Origin of the sequence: Paenibacillus sp. NPDC058177 (assembly GCF_042883835.1) — a bacterium.
Lineage (GTDB): Bacteria > Bacillota > Bacilli > Paenibacillales > Paenibacillaceae > Paenibacillus_AQ > Paenibacillus_AQ agri.
Genome location: NZ_JBHVVB010000004.1, coordinates 17,038 through 35,222 on the forward strand (window position 1 = coordinate 17,038; position 18,185 = coordinate 35,222).

Sequence of the window (18,185 nt, forward strand, 5' to 3'; positions counted from 1 at the left end):
GGCAACAGGACATGAGTTATGATGGAGGCAGCTATGACGTAATCGTCATCGGCGCCGGTCATGCCGGATGCGAAGCAGCTCTGGCTGCCGCCCGAATGGGCTGCAGTACACTAATGATCACGATCAACCTGGATATGGTAGCATTCATGCCCTGCAATCCGTCTATTGGCGGACCAGCTAAAGGACATGTGGTGCGTGAGATCGACGCTCTTGGCGGCGAGATGGGCCGTAATATAGATAAGACTTATATACAACTGCGGATGTTGAATACAGGGAAGGGGCCTGCTGTACATGCTCTGCGTGCACAAGCAGACAAGTACCTCTATCAACATGCGATGAAAGAAACGATGGAGAAGACACCTAACCTGACGCTGCGTCAGGGGATGGTAGAGCGCCTGATTATCGAAGATGGCCGCTGTGCGGGTGTTATTACGAAGACTGGAACAGAATATCACAGTAAGACTGTTATTCTGACTACCGGTACTTATCTGCGTGGTAAGGTGATTATGGGGGAACTCGCTTATGAGAGTGGACCTAACAATCAACAACCCTCCATTAAGCTGTCCGAGCATTTGCGGGAGCTGGGCTTTGAACTGGCCCGTTTCAAGACGGGTACACCACCGCGTGTACACAAGGATAGTATTGATTTCTCCAAGACTGAGATTCAACCGGGAGATAACAAGCCTAAATTCTTCTCCTTTGAAACAAAGTCTTCGGACAACGAACAGCTTCCTTGCTGGCTGACGTACACTTCGGAAGAGACGCATCAGATCATCAATGACAACCTGCACCGGGCACCTATGTTCACAGGGGTTATTGAAGGTACTGGTCCGCGTTACTGCCCATCCATTGAGGATAAGGTAGTCCGGTTCAGCGATAAATCCAAACATCAGATTTTCCTGGAGCCGGAAGGCAAAAACACATCGGAATACTATGTACAGGGTCTGTCCACGAGTCTTCCCGAAGATGTGCAGCTGGCCGTACTTCGCTCTATTCCTGGTATGGAAAAAGTAGAGATGATGCGTAATGGCTACGCCATCGAATATGATGCTATGGTACCTACTCAGCTCTGGCCATCTCTTGAAACGAAACGGCTGCCTGGCTTGTTCACTGCTGGACAAATCAACGGAACTTCCGGTTATGAAGAAGCGGCAGGACAAGGGGTTATGGCTGGTATTAACGCTGCCCGCAAAGTTCAGGACAAAGAGCCTGTTATTCTGGATCGTTCGCAAGGCTATATCGGCGTGTTGATTGATGATCTTGTAACCAAGGGAACCAACGAGCCATACCGTCTGCTCACATCACGGGCTGAATACCGTCTGCTGCTTCGCCATGACAATGCGGATCTGCGCCTGACGCCGATCGGTTATGACATCGGATTGATCAAGCAGGAACGTTACGATGCTTTTGTGGATAAGAAGGAGCGGGTAGAGCGTGAAATCATCCGCCTGCAAGAAACCAAGGTAAAACCAACGGAAGTGAATGCCATTCTGGAACAGTACGAATCTGCACCTATTGTGGATGGCAGCAACCTGCTGGTGCTCATGCGTCGTCCGGAAGTGGATTATAGTTTGGTCGATCAATTTTCCCCATCTCCTGTCGAACTGGATGAGGACATGAAGGAGCAAGTGGGAATCCAAATCAAGTACTCGGGTTATATCGAGAAACAGTTGCAGCATGTGGAACGTCTGCAAAAGATGGAGAAGAAGAAGCTTCCAGAGGATATTAACTACAATGAGATTCACGGCATTGCCATGGAAGCGCGCCAGAAGCTGTCTAACATCCGTCCAATCTCTATTGGTCAGGCTTCCCGGATCTCCGGAGTAACTCCAGCCGATATTTCCATCCTTCTTGTGTACTTGGAGCACTATAACCGGGTGACGGCGGCGAAAGGATAAGTTATGGATCAGACTGTAGCACAATTTACAGAGCTTCTGGGGCAGCATGGGATAAAGCTAAATTCTACCCAACTACATCAATTTGAGCTTTATTATCAGGAATTGGTGTCCTGGAATGAGAAGATGAATCTGACGGGGATTACCGAACGTGATCAAGTCTACACGAAGCACTTTTACGATTCCATTTCGCTGGCCTTTTATCTGAATCTGGAGGAGAGAGGAAGCTTAGCGGATATTGGCTCGGGTGCAGGCTTTCCAGGTATTCCTCTGAAAATATGCTTCCCGCATCTAAAGCTGACGATTGTAGATTCGCTCAGCAAGCGGATCAAATTCCTGCAGCATATCTGCGATACGTTGCAGCTGGAGGGTGTGCAATTGATTCATGGACGCGCTGAAGATATTGCCAGACAGGGTGCCCACCGTGATGCTTATGATGTAGTAACAGCTCGTGCAGTGGCACGGATGGCACTGCTGAACGAGTTCTGTCTTCCTTTTGTGAAGAAGAGTGGCGTCTTCGCGGCCATGAAGGGTAGCGATCCTGCCGAGGAATTAACGGAAGCTAAGTACAGTTTGAAGGAACTCCGAGGCCAACTCATGAAGGTAGAGCCTTTCAAGCTTCCTGTAGAGGAATCGGCACGGCATATTATTCTGGTTAGTAAGACAGCCACTACACCAGCGAAATATCCGCGTAAGGCAGGAATTCCTGCTAAAACACCGTTGGTATAAAATGTTTCACGTGAAACATCAGCAACCCTGGATTTCATAGTGGTTGTCCAAGAGCCACTCTCATCGTTGAAGATGGGAGTGGCTCTTTTTTTGTATCCGACAAATGTGTCTCAGATTTAAGCCTTCACTTGTGAATAGTTAATAAGCGGGGTTCATAAGTTGTGATTTCGTGTGTACGTGTTTAGTGCTGGCGAGTGTATTCGAAATCAATCAAGCTCTTGTTCTGATTACTCAGGGGGGTAACTGTACATAGAAGGTGGCAGCGATCATTTTTTATTAATAGAGATGGGGCCGTCTATATAAGATGGACAAAAGAAAATAACAGTAGCGAGAAGGGGTGAAGGTGGGAGCTGGGACTGTAAGGGAGCAGCGCTCGTCTGAAAGTCCGCTTCAGGAAAGGACTCGTTGAAAGCTCACGTCTAAAGTAAAAGCTGTCGCAAGATTTTAACTGCTAGAAGTGGCTATTAGAGAAGAAGTCTAGTGACAACAGCGACAGGAAGTACAAACATTCCACCTTAGTGACGACCTATCATAATGTTTTGATCTTAAGCTTGTCTTTATAAATATGCTGTTCATTTAAAATAAAAGCAGGTCGTTATATAAGGTGAACAAAAAATAACAAAGAGCGAGAAGGAACGAAGGAGAAGGTTTGGAATTGTAGGAGCGATGGCGCCTGCCTGAAGCTTTCCATAGGAAAGCTCGCATTGAAAGCATTGCAAGTGACGACACTCACGACACTCACTTATGAAATGTAAAGAGACGCATATTTGATAAATGCAGGAAAAATAGGTCTATATGGAGAATAGGATTATAGAAGAAAAAGTGATAGAATAATATAGTAAGAATTTTATGGGGAATAAGGCTCTCTTCAGTATTTATAGCGGGGGAGAGGGAAGAACTTGCTGGCCTAGGCGAGCAGTTTCCATTGCTGTACGATATGCTTTTACCGGGAATAAGGTCAAGAAGATCGTACTATAACGAAATTAGGTGGTTATGAACGGAATGAAAGAACAATTCACCAAGCTTTTTGGATTTTCCGAGCGGAGCAGCGGAGATGAGATCAAACAAATCCCGGTTCATGAGGTCATCAGCAGTCCTTATCAGCCACGGACAATATTTGATGATGAGAAGATAGACGAGCTGTGCCAGACGATAAAGACGCATGGCGTGATTCAGCCTATAGTCGTTCGCATGCGCGAATCACAGTATGAGATCATTGCCGGTGAACGTCGCTGGCGGGCTGTGAAGAAGCTCGGTATGGAGACCATTCCAGCTATTGTTCGCGAGTTCAATAATTCCCAGGCGGCCTCTATTGCATTGATCGAGAATCTGCAGCGAGAGGATCTAACCTCTATCGAGGAAGCCTACGCGTATCAGAAATTGATTGATCTTCATCAATTGACTCAGGAAAGTCTGGCCCAACGGATTGGTAAGAGCCAATCAACCATCGCCAATAAAATAAGGCTGCTTCAGCTTCCTGAAGAAGTGAAGACAGCGCTTATGGAACGCCAGGTAACAGAGAGGCATGCACGTTCATTGTTGTCTCTGGATAGTGTGGAAATGCAGCTGAAAGTTCTGGAAGAGATTATCTCCAAGGGCTTGAATGTTAAACAAACAGAAGCGCGTATCGCATTTTATAAAGAAGTAACACAAATTAAAAAATCAAAACGGGTTTCCTATACAAAGGATGTTCGTCTAGCTCTTAATACAATTCGTCAATCTATTGATATGGTGACAGGCTCGGGGATGGAAATCAAAACGTCGGAGAACGACCGTGGTGACCATTACGAGATTGTAATCCAAATTCCTAAAAGATAAATTGTTTCAGTAGCTGAAGGCGACCCTGGGGTGTTTGGTCGCCTTTTCTGTGGCCTAGCCAAGGATATACAGCGAATATTCATAATGTTATATCATCTGCTTCTTCGGAAAGGCATCCATAGATGCTTTGCTTATAATTCTCGCAGAAAGTGATGCTGTCCATCAGGTCAGCAACGCCGTTTCTACTTGCGACCTACAAGAAGACTCTTCCTAACTATTCGAGGTGAAATAAGTGTCCAAGATTATTGCCATAGCAAATCAAAAGGGTGGTGTCGGTAAAACAACGACCTCTGTGAATCTGGGTGCCGGCATGGCTACTCTGGGAAAGAGAGTGCTTCTTGTCGATATCGACCCTCAAGGCAACACTACCAGCGGCGTTGGCATCAACAAAGCAGATGTAGCAAATTGCATTTATGATATTCTAATCAATGAAGCCGAACCGGGGGAAACGATACTGGAGACCAAGATTGAAGGTCTGCATATTATTCCTGCCACCATCCAGCTCGCGGGTGCGGAGATTGAATTGGTATCCACCATCTCACGGGAGCTAAGGCTCAAGAAAGCCTTAAATACAGTGAAGGCTAATTATGATTACATCATTATTGACTGTCCACCTTCTTTAGGGATACTAACTATCAACTCTTTGACCGCTGCAGACTCTGTGATTATACCGATCCAGTGTGAGTATTATGCGCTTGAGGGATTGAGTCAACTATTGAACACGGTACGACTTGTTCAGAAGAACTTAAATCCTCAACTGAAGATCGAAGGTGTACTGCTGACGATGCTGGATGCCCGGACCAATCTGGGGATTCAGGTCATCGAAGAAGTTAAGAAGTATTTCCAAGAAAAGGTATATAGAACGATTATTCCACGGAATGTGCGGCTTAGTGAGGCTCCGTCTCATGGACAGTCTATTATTACGTATGATTCCCGTTCCAAGGGAGCGGAAGTGTACTTAGAGTTGGCAAAGGAAGTGATTTCTTATGAGTAAGCGTTTGGGTAAGGGACTGGATGCATTGATCCCGTCCCTGTCTATTAATGAAGATGATAAGGTGGTAGAAATCTCTTTAGGACAGCTTCGTGCTAACCCTTATCAGCCTCGTAAAGATTTCAACGAAGAGGCCATTCAGGAATTGGCAGAATCCATTCGGCAACATGGTGTTATCCAACCGATCATTGTTCGCAGTGTGCTAAAGGGATATGAGATTATCGCGGGGGAACGCAGATTCCGTGCTTCTCAATATTGTGGAAAAGCAACCATCCCTGCAGTTGTTCGCAACCTGAGCGATCAACAGGTTATGGAGATCGCATTGATCGAGAACCTGCAGCGTGAGAATTTGAATGCAATGGAAATCGCCGTTGCCTACCAAGGTCTGATGGATCAGTTCTCGTTGACCCAAGAGGAACTTTCTCTCAAAGTTGGAAAATCCAGATCACATATTGCCAATTTCCTGCGGTTGCTATCTTTACCTGAGGAAGTGAAGGAATATGTTTCACGTGGAACAATTTCTATGGGTCATGCCCGTGCCATTGTCGCATTGAAGGATGCTGACTTAGTCAAAGAGTTGGCGAAGCAGTGTGTGGAGCAAGAGTGGAGCGTACGTGAGCTTGAGGAGACAGTTAAAAATCTTGACCGCAAACCGGCAGGCGCAGCTAAGGCGAAAAGCGTGAAACGCGATCCTTACATTGATAATGTTGAGGAGTTACTGCGGGAACGGTTCAAGACTACAGTCAAGATCAAGCAGGGGAAAGAGAGAGGGAAGATCGAACTGAATTACTACAGTGCCCAGGACTTGGAGAGACTTCTGGAATTGTTAGGTAACTTGTAAGCGATAGTCACTGAAAAACATATCCTGAGATATCCTGGAATGGATAAGGAGGGGTATGTTTTTTAAAGTCAAAATAGAATTGAAGGTGGGCGAAGCGTGGAAGAGTTGGTGTACCTGGATCATGCAGCTACATCTTGGCCTAAACCACCAGAGGTAGCCTCGGCTATGATGGATGCCCTGCAGCATTCAGGGGCGAATGCAGGAAGAGGTAATCATTCCCTCGCCATGGGTGCTGGGCGTGTGTTGATGCGGGCTCGCAGTTTGTTGGCTGATTTGTTCGCAGTATCTAATGCGCAGGATATCGCTTTTACTCACAACACGACCATGGGTCTTAATATGGCAATCAGAGGCGCACTGCGTGCTGGAGATCATGTCATAGCGACGATGACTGAACATAACTCTGTTCGCCGTCCGTTAGAGTATTTGCGGAGGACTCAGGGCCTCGAAGTGGATTACATCCGGGTGAATGAGGAAGGGCAGCTTAATCTGCAGGAATTACAGACGGCATTTAAGCATAATACTAAGATGGTTATCTGTAATCACAGTTCCAACCTGTTAGGCAGTATTCTTCCGATAGGTGACATTGGCGATCTGGCGAAATCTCATGGCGCAATATTTCTGGTAGATGGTGCGCAGAGTGCAGGGGTGCTGGATATTAATGTGGCCGCGATGAATATTGATCTGCTGGCGTTTCCTGGACATAAGGGACTACTAGGTCCGCAAGGAACAGGTGGGTTGTATATCGCACCACATCTGGATCTTGAGCCGCTAATGCTTGGAGGGACAGGGAGTCAGTCTGAGAATATCGAACAGCCTTTGGTTCGTCCGGACAGGTATGAAGCAGGGACACAAAATGCAGTGGGGATAGCAGGACTGATGGCGGGTGTGAAGAAGGTCAGGTCTATCGGTGTAGACATCATTCGCGAAAGGGAATGGAGTCTGGCTCAAACGATGATGGAGGGTTTGACCGTTATTCCGGGCATCCGATTGTTAGGCCCTGCGCTTGGGGTACCGCGAACTGGTATCGTCTCCTTCGTGATTGAAGGGCATGATTCTGCTGGAATTGCCCATCGGCTGGATCGTGAATACAATATAGCTGTACGTGCAGGGATGCATTGTACGCCCTTGGCCCACACGGCAGTAAATACGTTGGCCAGTGGGGCCGTGAGGGCAAGTGTAGGTGTTGATTCAACCGAACAAGATATTAGTAGAATGCTGGCAGCTATGAAAGAACTCTACGGTAGTGCCCGCAGCACCAAATAAAAAGGATGGTCCATTCATGTCAGAAATGAATCAATTGATTAATGAACAATTGCAGTGGTTTGTATTGGGGTTCACAGTGTTAATTCTGGTGCTGTTGATTGTGGCCATGGTGCAGGGCAGCAGGCTGCGCAAAATGAAACGCAGATACGAGGCGATGATGACCGGCACAGGGGTAGAAGATTTGGAAAACCTACTGATTGATTTGAAAAATCAAAGTGATATGCTGGAAGATGGAATGCGTGATCAAGCTGCCCAATTGGAGGCTGCCCAGGTGAAAATCCGCAGTATGAAATCTAATGTAGCGCTAAAGCGTTACAATGCTTTTGGTGAGCGGGGCAGCGACCTAAGCTTTTCCTTGGCTGTTCTGGATGAGGACCGCAGCGGGGTCGTGCTGACCAGCCTCCACAACCGTGAGAACTCCTATATCTATTCCAAGCCACTACAGAATGGTGAATCGCCATACCCGCTGTCCCCGGAAGAAAAAGAGGTTATTGCTCTCGCGCTGCAGCGGTCTTAGCATGAAGATTCCATTGCTTCAGGGCTGAATAGAGGCTAGAAGCGATAATGTCCGACAATCGCATCACCAGACTTAATCGAGTGTTCTGAAGTACAAAGTATTCCATAAAGCCGCCGACGTTAACGATTCCTGTCAAATGGATATCGCCTACCGGCGGCAATTGTTTATTTACGCCGGCCCCAGGCTTGAGTGGACCGTCCACGACTTGTATGCATCCAACACTGGTGGAATGGCCCAGGCAGGCATCGATTCCAATAATGAACGGATTGCTGTATCTATTATTTATTAGTGCCAGGGTTTCTTCGAGATTCACGGCATGGACAGGTTCCTCCAGGGTTCCGTATAGCTCGAATAACGGGCTGTGAAAGCGGGTGAGTGCCGTGCCGACAAGCGGGCCGAGAGAATCGCCTGTGCTGCGGTCTGTGCCGATGCAGACGACCACAATCTGAGTGTCAGGAGTGGTGCGGGCAAAATGAAAGAGCAGTCTGTGCGTGATGGCGGAATAGATATCAGGATCAGTATGTGATATTTTTAAACAGGACAATTCTTGCATGGATGATGCTTTAGGCGAGTTCATCTCATCTTCCTTTCTGATGCTGATTCTATTTGATGATATCTAGTATATGGATGGAAGAGCGATTTTATACTATGGCCGTAAGAGATAGGACGAGATACCCAGAAGGAGGCGTGAGAGCGATGGAGGATGAGATGTTGATTGCTTTTGACTCTACCCAGCAGGCGCTGCGCGCCGAAATGCTGCTTGAGTATGCCGAGCTAGAGATTGATATCTTTCCAACCCCGAAGGAGATTACGGCGGGCTGCGCGATTTCCATTCAGTTTGAAGGGGAGAGGCTGGCAGAGGTTAGAAATATTATAGTGCACCAGAAGATTGAGATTCGCGGGATATTTGGTAAGAATAATGAAGGGTATGTTCTGATTGAGAGTGGGGGAGAACACCATGAATAAGTGGGTGCTTGAAGCTACGGCAGGTGATCAGGTAAAGGCTGCACTTCGTTTCAAGGATAAGGTCTGGAACCTGATTACGGATGTAGATATGTGGACCAATATATTATTTTCTGGGCTGAGACTTCTTCTTATTTTCATCCTGACGAGGGTCATTATTCGGGTGGTCTATAAGGTGATAGACCGTTCTCTGGATCGGAAAACAGGGGGAAGACTTCTGGCGAACACCCGAAGGTTCACTACCGTAGGTGAACTGCTCAAGAATGTGGTCACGGTCATCTGCAATTTTGTAATGATTCTGCTGCTTCTTTCAGAGTTCAACTTTAATCTGGCACCGCTATTGGCCAGCGCAGGGGTTCTTGGGCTTGCGATCGGTTTCGGGGCGCAGAGTCTGGTGAAGGATGTTATTACAGGCTTCTTTATCATTCTGGAAGACCAGTTTGCAGTCGGCGATGTTATTCAAACGGGCACGTATAAAGGGACTGTGGAGCTGATTGGACTCAGGACCACCAAGCTGCTTAGTTCGACCGGGGAGATGCATATTATCCCGAATGGCTCTATTACGAATGTTACCAACTACTCGTTGGCCAATGCGCTGGCGGTAGTTGATGTACCGGTTAAAATGGAACGTAGTCTGGAATCCACACTAGGCCTGATTGCTGAAGCGCTCAAGGGGATTGAAGAGCGTAACGCTAATGTATTGGCTTATCCGAATGTACTGGGCATCCAATCGATGAGCACCTCTGAGTACGTGATTCGTGTGGCAGCGCATTGTCTGCCTAATGCCCGGGATGAAGCGCAGCGGCAAATTCAAAGTGATATCAAGCACGCACTGGAGAAGCAATACGAGCTGGAAGCCGCTGAGGCCGAAGCTGAGGAGCGCGCGAAGGCTGAGGCTGAGGAATGTGTAGAAGCGGATAGGGCGGCCACAGAAGCGGCTGGAGAAGCTCAGAAGCCGGGTGGCGTTCAAGGACGTCAACAGGCGGCTGCAACACTGGAAAAAGAGGAGGAAGGGAAGTAATGGAACGTAAGGTATTTCAGCTTGGTGATGTGGTACAGATGAAGAAGTCCCATCCCTGCGGTACCAATGAAATGGAGATTATCCGTATGGGGATGGACATTCGTGTGAAGTGCACAGGCTGTCAGCACAGCGTGCTAATTCCCCGCGCCAAGTTCGAGAAGAACATGAAGAAGGTACTGCGATCAGCTGAGGGCGGAACTAACAATAATTAGACTTGCAAAAAGACAAGCTGCATGATAAAATAAATCTTGCTGCGGAGAGGTACCCAAGAGGCCCAAGGGGGCTGACTCGAAATCAGTTAGGCGTGTCACAGCGTGCGTGGGTTCGAATCCCACCCTCTCCGCCATTTAGACCTTAATATCAACTATCGAAACCTTCGTTCGAAGAACGAAGGTTTTTTTGTGTTTTATAAAGGATCGTTGTTACGTTAAGTTACTCCGGACATACAAAAAGAAGGACCCAAGGGTCCTTCTTTAGGAGGCAGCACATTTTTGATGTTCGGAATTTCTCTGTCTAAGCCCTAGAGTGACGATAGGCTTCGTGCAGGCTGCCGCTTTTTTAAGGCGGCAGCTGTTACTGTTCCCAACTTACAATAGATGCTGATTCAGAATTCCAGTGATTTGGTTCGACTACGAAGTCCAACGGAACCACACCTCTCTTTTGTACTGCCTGAGAATAGTATGTGTCAGGCGAGATTTTTTATACATCCTATTTTAAAATTAATGAACGCGGGCTTTCTCAACCTTTTTCCACTTGCGGTTCTTATTGCTGGTTTCGGGAAAAGTATCACCCTTCTCCATGTGAATACGCTTGGGGTTCTGGATTTCAGTGTGGAAGCTGCGCGCTTCTCCGACCTCTGTATACATGCCGGGGTTAGGGGCTTTATCGCCCTTTTCGTATTCTGTCTTCTCACCCATGGTAATCATCCTCCTTTTGAGTATTTAAGTCCGTCTTTATTGTGTGCGGAGAGGGAGGGGTTCATGTACAGCAGTAAAGGATTCGTGTCATCCAGAATATAGCTTGCACTTGACTGGCCATTTTGGTATATTAGTATGGTTCGAGTTTATGTTTGTGCTCGATCCTTGCTCCTGACGTGATCAGGGGCCTCAGACCATAAGGAGGTGAAATTTATGCGCAAATACGAAGTGATGTATATTATTCGTCCTGACATTGAACAAGAAGCCGTTCAAGCAGCAGTCGAAAAATTCCAAGGCATCATCTCCAACGGCGGGGAAATTACAAAGCACGACGTGCAAGGTAAACGCCGTCTTGCGTATGAGATCAAGAAATTCCGTGATGGCGTTTATGTTTTGGTTAACTTCACTGCAGAACCTGCAGTTGTTACCGAATTGGAACGTATCATGAAGATTTCCGACGAAGTTATTCGTTATCTCATCACGAACGACGTTGCCTAAGATTTTGACAAGCTTTGTAATCAATCGCTCTAAAGGAGGGGAACAGAATTGTTGAACCGTATCATTCTGATCGGACGGTTGACCCGTGACCCAGAACTTCGTTATACTCCCGCTGGTGTTGCCGTAACACAGTTTACGCTTGCCGTAGACCGTAACTTTACGGGCCAGAACGGCGAACGTGAAGCGGACTTCATTCCAGTTGTAACCTGGAGACAGCTTGCAGAGACCTGTGCCAATTATTTGCGCAAAGGACGTCTGGCAGCCGTAGAAGGACGTATCCAAGTACGGAATTACGAGAATAACGAAGGCAAACGTGTATACGTTACTGAAGTTATTGCCGATAATGTCCGTTTCCTGGAATCATCGCAGAACCGTGAAGGTGGAAATACCTCAAGTGGTGCAGGTATGCCTGAAGAACCATCCTATGGTGGTGGATCTGGTAATGGCGGTAACAGTGGACGCGGAAATAACAACAATTTCTCGCGTAACAACAATACTCAAGATCCTTTTTCGGGCGATGGTAAACCGATTGATATATCGGATGATGATTTGCCATTTTAATAAGGAAGGACTGAACTGACATGGCTTTCAAACAAAGAGAAGGCGGAGACAACGACAAGAGACCAGCTCGTCGTGGTGGACGCAACAAGCGTAAAAAAGTATGTTACTTCACTGTGAACAAGATTACTCACATTGATTATAAAGATACTGAGCTTCTCAAGAAATTCATCAGCGAACGCGGAAAGATTTTGCCGCGTCGTGTAACAGGCACAAGTGCAAAATACCAACGTGCTCTTACCATTGCTGTAAAACGCTCGCGTCAAATCGCGTTGCTGCCTTACACAACGGAATAGTACGCTTTACAGAGGCAGCCGGGCAACCGGCTGTCTTTTTTGTTGTGTTCCGACTATTTGTCCAGGAAGGGCGTGGACGGGAGAAGGGTTCGTTATATAAGAGCGGAGAAGTTTGACGTTAGCTGGTTTATGTAGTAAATTACAATTATCCTATAACTAAAGGGGAAATTTTGATGTTGGTGAGCGTTCTTAACTAGTAATTTCATATCACCTGGAGAAAAGACAGCAAGGCCCGTCTTAACAATAAGGCGTGCTCTGTTTGAGTCCGCGTTACGGCGGTTTCTGAAGTCCGAAGGGTGAATGAGTTAGTTAAGAACACACGAAGCGTCGAATAGCCTGTTTACGGCTGTTATTCTCTTTGTATTTAACCGTGCTCTTGCAGCACGGTTTTTTTGGTTTCATGGGCTCTGCAAGGGATCTGCAGCGTCATAGGAGCTGAACAAAGGACAATAGCCGGAAATGAGGGCAAAGACTGCCGTAGTGGCATTCTTTGCCCTTTTTTGCGTTGAAGGATAGTTAGATGGAAGCGAAAAGCAAGCCAAAGGAGGAAGAAAGCTTGGACAGACAAAGTATGATCACGCTGGAATATGAAACCATTAAAGAGGAGCTTGAACATTTTGCGGTTTCTTATGTGGGTAAGAATTTAATTCAGCAATTGGAGCCGATGAAGACTCTTACCGTGATAAGGAGAGCATTGGAGGAGGCAGAGGAGGCCAGGGACCTTCAGGACAGAGGGGCGAGTGTACCCATTCCTTCACTGGAAGGGATGGAATGGCTCATGTCACTGATAGGAACGGGGTATCTTTACAGTGAGAAGGATTTTACAGCGGTGGCCACCTTTCTGAACAGCTGCAGCCAGTTACGTAAATATATGGCCTCGAAGGAGCAGATTGCCCCCCGGATTGGCGCTTATGCGTCCTCATTAATGGAGCTAAGGCATGTACAGGATGAGATTAACCGGTGCATACGTTTTGGTGTCATTGATGATGGGGCCAGTAAGGGGCTGGAGCGGGCACGAAAGCGGCTTAAAGCGGCCCGGCTTCGTCTGCAAAGAAAAATCGAGGGGATCATGTCCCGTCACCAGTCAATTTTACAAGAACAGCTCTTCAGTATGCGCAACGGCCGGTATGTCATCCCCGTGAAACGGGAGTACCACAAGCAGGTCAAAGGGAGTGTGCTGGATCAATCCACAAGTGGGCAGACAGTCTATGTGGAGCCTGATGAGATAGCTGCGCTCCAGAACGAACTGGATCTGCTGTCAGCTGAAGAAGCACGGGAGGAGGCAATAATTCTGAGTATGCTAACCGGGCTTGTAGAGCGGGAGCAGGAAGCGCTGCGACTGAATATTGAGGTCACCGGGACGTATGATTTCATCTTTGCCAAAGCCAAATATGCCCGAAGTATCGGCGGAATTGCCGTCAGGCTCAATGAGCAAGGGATTCTGGTAATGAACGGCGGACGGCATCCGATGCTCAAAGAGATGATTCCCATCAACCTGAGCATTGGCAAAGGCTATCAGTCCTTGATTGTGACCGGACCTAATACGGGTGGCAAGACGGTGGTGCTTAAAACATTAGGCTTGCTAGCGCTTATGGTTCAATCCGGTCTGCTGATTCCGGTGGCGGACGGCAGCGAATTTCCTATTTTCACCGAGATCATGAGCGTAATTGGAGATGGACAGAGCCTGGCGCAATCGCTCAGCACATTCTCGGCACAGATGAAGAGTATCGAGGGCATGCTGCGCAATGCCAGTAAAGGTGTCCTGTTGTTGATTGATGAGCTGGCGGCAGGCACTGACCCAGGGGAGGGGATCGCCCTTTCTATAGCTATTCTGGAAGAGCTGAGCCGCCAAGGGGCGAATATCATCGTCACTACCCATTTTAATGAATTGAAAAGCTTCGCCGCCGCCACTCCCGGATTTCAGAATGCGCGAATGGAATTTGATAAAGATACATTGCAGCCGTTATACCGGCTGACCATCGGCGAAGCGGGTGAAAGCTATGCCTTGCAAATTGCGGAGAAGCTTGGCATTCCGGTCGAGGTCATCCGTCGTTCCCGGCAAATTGTAGAAGCACAGCAAGGGCAAGAACCGCAGGCTATCAATCTATGGAATACCATGTGTGAAGACCAGGTCAACAATATGGAACAGATGACGGGGAATGAGAGCAAGAAAGAGCGGAACCCATATAACAGCGGAAAGGGACAGCAAAGCACTCCTGAGGGAGCTCAAAGCCACGGTGAGGAGGGTCAGCAGATTCCAGTTCCGCGGCGGGATTTTGAAATAGGCGATGCTGTATTTGTCAGTTCACTGGGAAGGACAGGTATTGTCTACGAGCAGCGGAATTCGCTGGGAATGGTCGGCGTGATGATTCAGAAGCAGCGGCTAAGCATCAATCACAAACGTCTTAAGCCGTACATTTCGAAGGAGGAGCTGTATCCTGAGGATTATGATATGGATATTATTTTTGAGAGTAAGGAAAACCGCAAGAAACGCAAGCTAATGAACCGCAAGCATGTGGAAGGATTGACGGTTGAACTGGAAGAAGAACGGTAATAAACATACAAAGATACAAGGGTCTGCCCGCAGGGGCAGGCTCTTTTGCGCGCTATTTTGCCGGGACTGGAGGTGTATTGGTTAAATTATTGACTTCACTTTGCCCGAATTATTGTATATATTCTTCTATAGTATAAGTATAGTGGTGACTATTAGGCATTTTTAACAGATATATATTGAATTGACCAATGGTTTATTCTTCTCTAGAGGAGTACCCCGTTACAATCCAAAGGGATCTACATCCCTTTGCCTTTCATCCATCCTGTCACAGACACCCATGGCATCACAGAATAAGAGAAGGGAAGGAACATATGATTAACAAGAGAAGGAGCGGGATCGCACTGTGGCTGCTTATGATAGCAGTCCTGGTGTCCGCGTGCAACGGAAGGGACTCCAATAGTGCTCTGTCTGTTGCAAGCCACTCAGAAGCGGCAGAACAGCCACAGGCGGGCGGTATTGTTACGTATGGCTATGCTTCGCCATTTCAGGGGTTATTTGAACCTGCATTCTATGAAGGTGAAGATGATTATAATGTACTGCAATTCAGCACAGAAGCGATGTTCACTATAGAGGATGATTTATCAACGAAACCGAATATTGCCACTTGGATGGAAGCGGAGGATCACAGAGTATTCACTTTCAAAATCAAGCCGGGTATCCGTTGGCACAACGGGGACGAGTTGACGGTAGAGGATTGGAAGTTTGCGCTGGAAACCATTGCGAGTCCCGACTACACGGGTTCGCGTTACTATAGTGTGGAAATGATCCAGGGAGCTGACGCTTATCACACCGGGAAGGCTAAGGAAATATCCGGCATCAAGGTGGTTGATCCCTACACCATCCGAATTACGATGGCGACTGCAAGAGTGAACTCGATCGACAATCTGTGGCCGTATCCGATGAATAAGAAATATTTCACAGACGTTGCGGTCAAGGATATGCCAACCAGTGACCAGGTGCGGAAGCACCCCATCGGCATCGGTCCGTTTGAGATCACCCGAATTCAGCCGGGCCAGTCGGTGGAGCTGAAGCGTTTTGACAATTACTATCAGGGAAAAGCGCATTTGGATGGTGTACTGTACAAAGTATCTGATGAGAAGCGGATCACCAGTTTATTCGAACAAGGTGAGGTTGATATCGAAACGGTACCCCGCGATGCGTATGAGAGTTTAAACAAGCTGGATACTGTGGACTTGCTGCAAACACCGGAGCTGTCGTATGAATATATCGGCTTCAAATTTGGACACTGGGATAATGATGCGCAGAAGGTTGTCATGGACAACCCGAAATTCAAGGATAAAAGGCTGCGCCAGGCCATGTACTACGCACTGGACCGCCAAGGTATTATCAATACCTTTTCCTATGGGCTAGGCCGGCTTATAGAAACACCGATTCCGAGCAGTAGCTGGGCCAAAATCCCCGATTCCGAGATCAATACGTATCCTTACTCACCGGAGAAGGCCAAGGAGCTGCTTGATCAAGCGGGCTATATTGACAGGGACGGCGACGGATTGCGCGAAGATCCGCAAGGCAAGAAGTTCACTATCCATTATGATGCAATGATCGGTAGTGCGATGGCTGAACCACGCACAGCGGCTATTATCCAGGACTGGCGGGATGTTGGACTGGATGTTCGTCTGAGTGACGGAGGTCTGAAGGAGCTGAATACCTTCTACGATGCGGTAGAAAATGATGACCCCTCTATCGAGCTGTTCAACGGAGTCTGGGGTCTGGCCAGCGACCCTGATCCATCAGGCTTATGGCGGGAGAATGATCTGTGGAACTACCCAAGGTGGTCATCACAGCAGAATGAAGAGCTGATTCGTGACGGAGTTAGCATGAAATCTTATGATAAGGAATACCGTAAACAGGTGTACTATAAATGGCAGAAGCTGATTAATGAAGAGGTGCCTATGATCTTCTTCGCCGAACGGGAGACCATAACCGCAGTTAACAAGCGTCTGCAAGGTGTACGGGTCAACTCCATGGGCAATATTATTGAACCGCAGAAATGGTGGATCAAGGAAGAATAGAGGACGTTGTCCTTTGCTGCTTAACCGCAAGCCGGGTTTGTTATGTCAACCTGCTTGCGGTTTTTGTATTTTCATGGCGGTTATACGTTTCTTAACCTTGTGATTTTGGTGAAAAGTAGGTATCCGAGGGGTATTTTCCAAAAAAATATTTATTTTTTTCAAAAAATATGAAATCAAAATGGGGTTTCATTCGTCATATATATTATGGAGGATGACGACGATGATGAGACGGAGCATAATATGGGTCGCAGTAGCCCTAATAATCGTTGCCATACTTGTAGTGAGCCGGCCGGAGGGCCTGGGGTTCAAGCCGCGCATTGACGCTAGCGCGTCTGTACTGCTGGATATGGATAGCGATAGCATATGGATGGAATCGAACGGTGATAAGGCGATGCCGACAGCGAGCGTGACGAAGCTGATGACAGAGATGATTGTGCTGGACCGCATTTCCACGGGAGCCATCCACTGGGCTGACAGAATAACGGTTAGTCCCTATGCAGGCTCTCTGGGAGGCGCAACTTTATCCCTGAAACGAGGGGAAACCTACACTGTTAGAGAGCTGTTTGAAGGGATCACCGTGTATTCTGCGAATGATGCAGCCGTGGCCTTGGCTGAATATACGGCTGGTTCTGAGAATGCATTTGTGGTCCTGATGAATGAGAAAGCCCGCAGTCTGGGACTGTCGTCAGGCACAGTCTTCACCAATGCCTCCGGGCTGGCATCCAGTGAGCTGGGACCGAGCCGTCCGCCGGGATATATTAGCGGTGAGACCCTCATGACAGCCAAGGACACGGCAAGGCTGGCAGCAGCCCTGATCCGCAGCCATCCCGAGGTGCTGAACGCCAGCAGCCGGACACAGATGCAGCTAAAAGCTAAGGGAATGTATGCCAGTAATACGAACCTGATGCTGCCTGCCATGGGCGGAGCTTTTGCCTATGCTGGAACAGATGGCTTGAAGACCGGGTATGATATCCGATCGGGCTATTGCATCGCAGGAACGGCTCAGCGGGACGGGCACCGGCTGATTGCCGTTGTGCTGGGTGCAGAGACCAGCCAGAGCCGTTTTGAAGCCGCAACAAAGCTATTTAACCATGGATTCTACAGAAGTTTGCCGACCGGGGAGAGAGTGAAGCATGTCCTGAATGCGACCTTTTCCTTACTGAGCTGGAGATGAAGCATCATGCCGATTTACATCATCGGTATGGTGCTTTACCATTAATACTGTCGTTTTTTGTTGTTTCTTTTTGAGCTCATAGTGATTACAATAGAAATATTGTTCTACAGGCAGACT

At 47.7% G+C, this 18,185-nt stretch carries 18 protein-coding genes, 1 tRNA gene and 1 pseudogene; 17 read left to right on the forward strand and 3 right to left on the reverse strand.

The genetic code is table 11. The features are described 5' to 3' along the window. Positions 1 to 11: 11 nt before the first annotated feature. The 7 genes and pseudogenes from mnmG to ACFVU8_RS17330 all read left to right on the forward strand — a co-directional run. Entirely contained in the window at positions 12 to 1,898 is a 1,887-nt protein-coding gene (gene mnmG, locus ACFVU8_RS17300) for a tRNA uridine-5-carboxymethylaminomethyl(34) synthesis enzyme MnmG (RefSeq protein WP_379466684.1), read from the forward strand. Positions 1,899 to 1,901: 3 nt separating this feature from the next. Beyond that, positions 1,902 to 2,624, forward strand: a complete 723-nt coding sequence (rsmG, locus tag ACFVU8_RS17305; RefSeq protein WP_387428811.1) for a 16S rRNA (guanine(527)-N(7))-methyltransferase RsmG — start codon at positions 1,902 to 1,904, stop codon at positions 2,622 to 2,624. A 1,002-nt stretch (positions 2,625 to 3,626) separates the two neighbouring features. Further along, the gene (gene noc, locus ACFVU8_RS17310) at positions 3,627 to 4,442 is read left to right on the forward strand and encodes a nucleoid occlusion protein (protein ID WP_175373526.1); all 816 of its coding nucleotides are present in this window, start codon (positions 3,627 to 3,629) and stop codon (positions 4,440 to 4,442) included. A gap of 232 nt (positions 4,443 to 4,674) precedes the next feature. After that, positions 4,675 to 5,436 (forward strand): ParA family protein, encoded by a 762-nt coding sequence (locus ACFVU8_RS17315; RefSeq protein ID WP_066377813.1) that lies wholly within the window; start codon positions 4,675 to 4,677, stop codon positions 5,434 to 5,436. Continuing rightward, positions 5,429 to 6,274, forward strand: coding sequence for a ParB/RepB/Spo0J family partition protein (locus ACFVU8_RS17320; RefSeq protein ID WP_175373525.1), 846 nt, complete (start codon positions 5,429 to 5,431; stop codon positions 6,272 to 6,274). Before ACFVU8_RS17315 ends, ACFVU8_RS17320 begins: the two co-directional genes overlap by 8 nt. Before the next feature lie 96 nt (positions 6,275 to 6,370). Continuing rightward, the gene (locus tag ACFVU8_RS17325) at positions 6,371 to 7,537 is read left to right on the forward strand and encodes an aminotransferase class V-fold PLP-dependent enzyme (RefSeq protein WP_387428812.1); all 1,167 of its coding nucleotides are present in this window, start codon (positions 6,371 to 6,373) and stop codon (positions 7,535 to 7,537) included. 106 nt (positions 7,538 to 7,643) lie between these two features. Beyond that, positions 7,644 to 7,979 (forward strand): annotated as a pseudogene (locus ACFVU8_RS17330) (DUF4446 family protein); the annotation flags it as partial. Here the strand turns inward: ACFVU8_RS17330 and ACFVU8_RS17335 are convergent. After that, positions 7,977 to 8,057, reverse strand: coding sequence for a hemopexin repeat-containing protein (locus ACFVU8_RS17335; RefSeq protein WP_387429466.1), 81 nt, complete (start codon positions 8,055 to 8,057; stop codon positions 7,977 to 7,979). The pseudogene ACFVU8_RS17330 and the gene ACFVU8_RS17335 sit on opposite strands and share 3 nt — an antisense overlap. Next, the gene (gene yyaC, locus ACFVU8_RS17340; protein ID WP_387428815.1) at positions 8,026 to 8,631 is read right to left on the reverse strand and encodes a spore protease YyaC; all 606 of its coding nucleotides are present in this window, start codon (positions 8,629 to 8,631) and stop codon (positions 8,026 to 8,028) included. Before yyaC ends, ACFVU8_RS17335 begins: the two co-directional genes overlap by 32 nt. Positions 8,632 to 8,750: 119 nt before the next feature. Here yyaC and ACFVU8_RS17345 point away from each other — a divergent pair, with 119 nt between their 5' ends. The 4 genes from ACFVU8_RS17345 to ACFVU8_RS17360 all read left to right on the forward strand — a co-directional run bounded on the left by ACFVU8_RS17345 (position 8,751) and on the right by ACFVU8_RS17360 (position 10,384). Then, a complete protein-coding gene (locus ACFVU8_RS17345; protein WP_387428818.1) occupies positions 8,751 to 9,020 on the forward strand; it encodes a putative Se/S carrier protein in 270 nt (89 codons plus the stop codon). Continuing rightward, positions 9,013 to 10,038, forward strand: a complete 1,026-nt coding sequence (locus ACFVU8_RS17350) for a mechanosensitive ion channel family protein (RefSeq protein WP_387428820.1) — start codon at positions 9,013 to 9,015, stop codon at positions 10,036 to 10,038. The genes ACFVU8_RS17345 and ACFVU8_RS17350 overlap by 8 nt, the downstream gene beginning before the upstream one ends. Further along, positions 10,038 to 10,250, forward strand: coding sequence for a DUF951 domain-containing protein (locus ACFVU8_RS17355; protein ID WP_066377834.1), 213 nt, complete (start codon positions 10,038 to 10,040; stop codon positions 10,248 to 10,250). The genes ACFVU8_RS17350 and ACFVU8_RS17355 overlap by 1 nt, the downstream gene beginning before the upstream one ends. A gap of 43 nt (positions 10,251 to 10,293) precedes the next feature. Then, a tRNA-Ser gene (locus ACFVU8_RS17360) sits at positions 10,294 to 10,384 on the forward strand. A gap of 373 nt (positions 10,385 to 10,757) precedes the next feature. Here the strand turns inward: ACFVU8_RS17360 and ACFVU8_RS17365 are convergent. Further along, positions 10,758 to 10,955, reverse strand: coding sequence for a YjzC family protein (locus tag ACFVU8_RS17365; protein ID WP_066377836.1), 198 nt, complete (start codon positions 10,953 to 10,955; stop codon positions 10,758 to 10,760). Between the two features lie 213 nt (positions 10,956 to 11,168). Here ACFVU8_RS17365 and rpsF point away from each other — a divergent pair, with 213 nt between their 5' ends. The 6 genes from rpsF to ACFVU8_RS17395 all read left to right on the forward strand — a co-directional run bounded on the left by rpsF (position 11,169) and on the right by ACFVU8_RS17395 (position 18,068). Continuing rightward, on the forward strand, positions 11,169 to 11,453 hold the full coding sequence (gene rpsF / locus ACFVU8_RS17370) for a 30S ribosomal protein S6 (protein ID WP_025706808.1): 285 nt from the start codon (positions 11,169 to 11,171) through the stop codon (positions 11,451 to 11,453). 48 nt (positions 11,454 to 11,501) lie between these two features. Then, positions 11,502 to 12,014, forward strand: coding sequence for a single-stranded DNA-binding protein (ssb, locus tag ACFVU8_RS17375; RefSeq protein ID WP_175373518.1), 513 nt, complete (start codon positions 11,502 to 11,504; stop codon positions 12,012 to 12,014). A gap of 20 nt (positions 12,015 to 12,034) precedes the next feature. Next, positions 12,035 to 12,307: a 30S ribosomal protein S18 gene (rpsR, locus tag ACFVU8_RS17380; protein WP_019914552.1), complete on the forward strand. Its 273-nt coding sequence runs from the start codon at positions 12,035 to 12,037 to the stop codon at positions 12,305 to 12,307. A 556-nt stretch (positions 12,308 to 12,863) separates the two neighbouring features. Beyond that, positions 12,864 to 14,861 (forward strand): endonuclease MutS2, encoded by a 1,998-nt coding sequence (locus tag ACFVU8_RS17385; RefSeq protein WP_387428822.1) that lies wholly within the window; start codon positions 12,864 to 12,866, stop codon positions 14,859 to 14,861. A 311-nt stretch (positions 14,862 to 15,172) separates the two neighbouring features. Next, positions 15,173 to 16,894, forward strand: coding sequence for an oligopeptide ABC transporter substrate-binding protein (gene opp4A / locus ACFVU8_RS17390; protein ID WP_387428824.1), 1,722 nt, complete (start codon positions 15,173 to 15,175; stop codon positions 16,892 to 16,894). A gap of 220 nt (positions 16,895 to 17,114) precedes the next feature. Beyond that, positions 17,115 to 18,068, forward strand: a complete 954-nt coding sequence (locus tag ACFVU8_RS17395) for a D-alanyl-D-alanine carboxypeptidase family protein (RefSeq protein ID WP_387428826.1) — start codon at positions 17,115 to 17,117, stop codon at positions 18,066 to 18,068. Positions 18,069 to 18,185 lie beyond the last annotated feature (117 nt).

What these genes read in the sequence shown, in the direction of transcription:
- mnmG (WP_379466684.1), top strand. Translation starts at nt 12, where the DNA reads ATGAGTTATGATGGAGGCAGCTATGACGTAATCGTCATCGGCGCCGGT.
- rsmG (WP_387428811.1), top strand. Translation starts at nt 1,902, where the DNA reads ATGGATCAGACTGTAGCACAATTTACAGAGCTTCTGGGGCAGCATGGG.
- noc (WP_175373526.1), top strand. Translation starts at nt 3,627, where the DNA reads ATGAAAGAACAATTCACCAAGCTTTTTGGATTTTCCGAGCGGAGCAGC.
- ACFVU8_RS17320 (WP_175373525.1), top strand. Translation starts at nt 5,429, where the DNA reads ATGAGTAAGCGTTTGGGTAAGGGACTGGATGCATTGATCCCGTCCCTG.
- ACFVU8_RS17335 (WP_387429466.1), bottom strand. Translation starts at nt 8,057, where the DNA reads ATGCTAAGACCGCTGCAGCGCGAGAGCAATAACCTCTTTTTCTTCCGG.
- yyaC (WP_387428815.1), bottom strand. Translation starts at nt 8,631, where the DNA reads ATGAACTCGCCTAAAGCATCATCCATGCAAGAATTGTCCTGTTTAAAA.
- ACFVU8_RS17345 (WP_387428818.1), top strand. Translation starts at nt 8,751, where the DNA reads ATGGAGGATGAGATGTTGATTGCTTTTGACTCTACCCAGCAGGCGCTG.
- ACFVU8_RS17350 (WP_387428820.1), top strand. Translation starts at nt 9,013, where the DNA reads ATGAATAAGTGGGTGCTTGAAGCTACGGCAGGTGATCAGGTAAAGGCT.
- ACFVU8_RS17355 (WP_066377834.1), top strand. Translation starts at nt 10,038, where the DNA reads ATGGAACGTAAGGTATTTCAGCTTGGTGATGTGGTACAGATGAAGAAG.
- ACFVU8_RS17365 (WP_066377836.1), bottom strand. Translation starts at nt 10,955, where the DNA reads ATGGGTGAGAAGACAGAATACGAAAAGGGCGATAAAGCCCCTAACCCC.
- rpsF (WP_025706808.1), top strand. Translation starts at nt 11,169, where the DNA reads ATGCGCAAATACGAAGTGATGTATATTATTCGTCCTGACATTGAACAA.
- rpsR (WP_019914552.1), top strand. Translation starts at nt 12,035, where the DNA reads ATGGCTTTCAAACAAAGAGAAGGCGGAGACAACGACAAGAGACCAGCT.
- opp4A (WP_387428824.1), top strand. Translation starts at nt 15,173, where the DNA reads ATGATTAACAAGAGAAGGAGCGGGATCGCACTGTGGCTGCTTATGATA.
- ACFVU8_RS17395 (WP_387428826.1), top strand. Translation starts at nt 17,115, where the DNA reads ATGATGAGACGGAGCATAATATGGGTCGCAGTAGCCCTAATAATCGTT.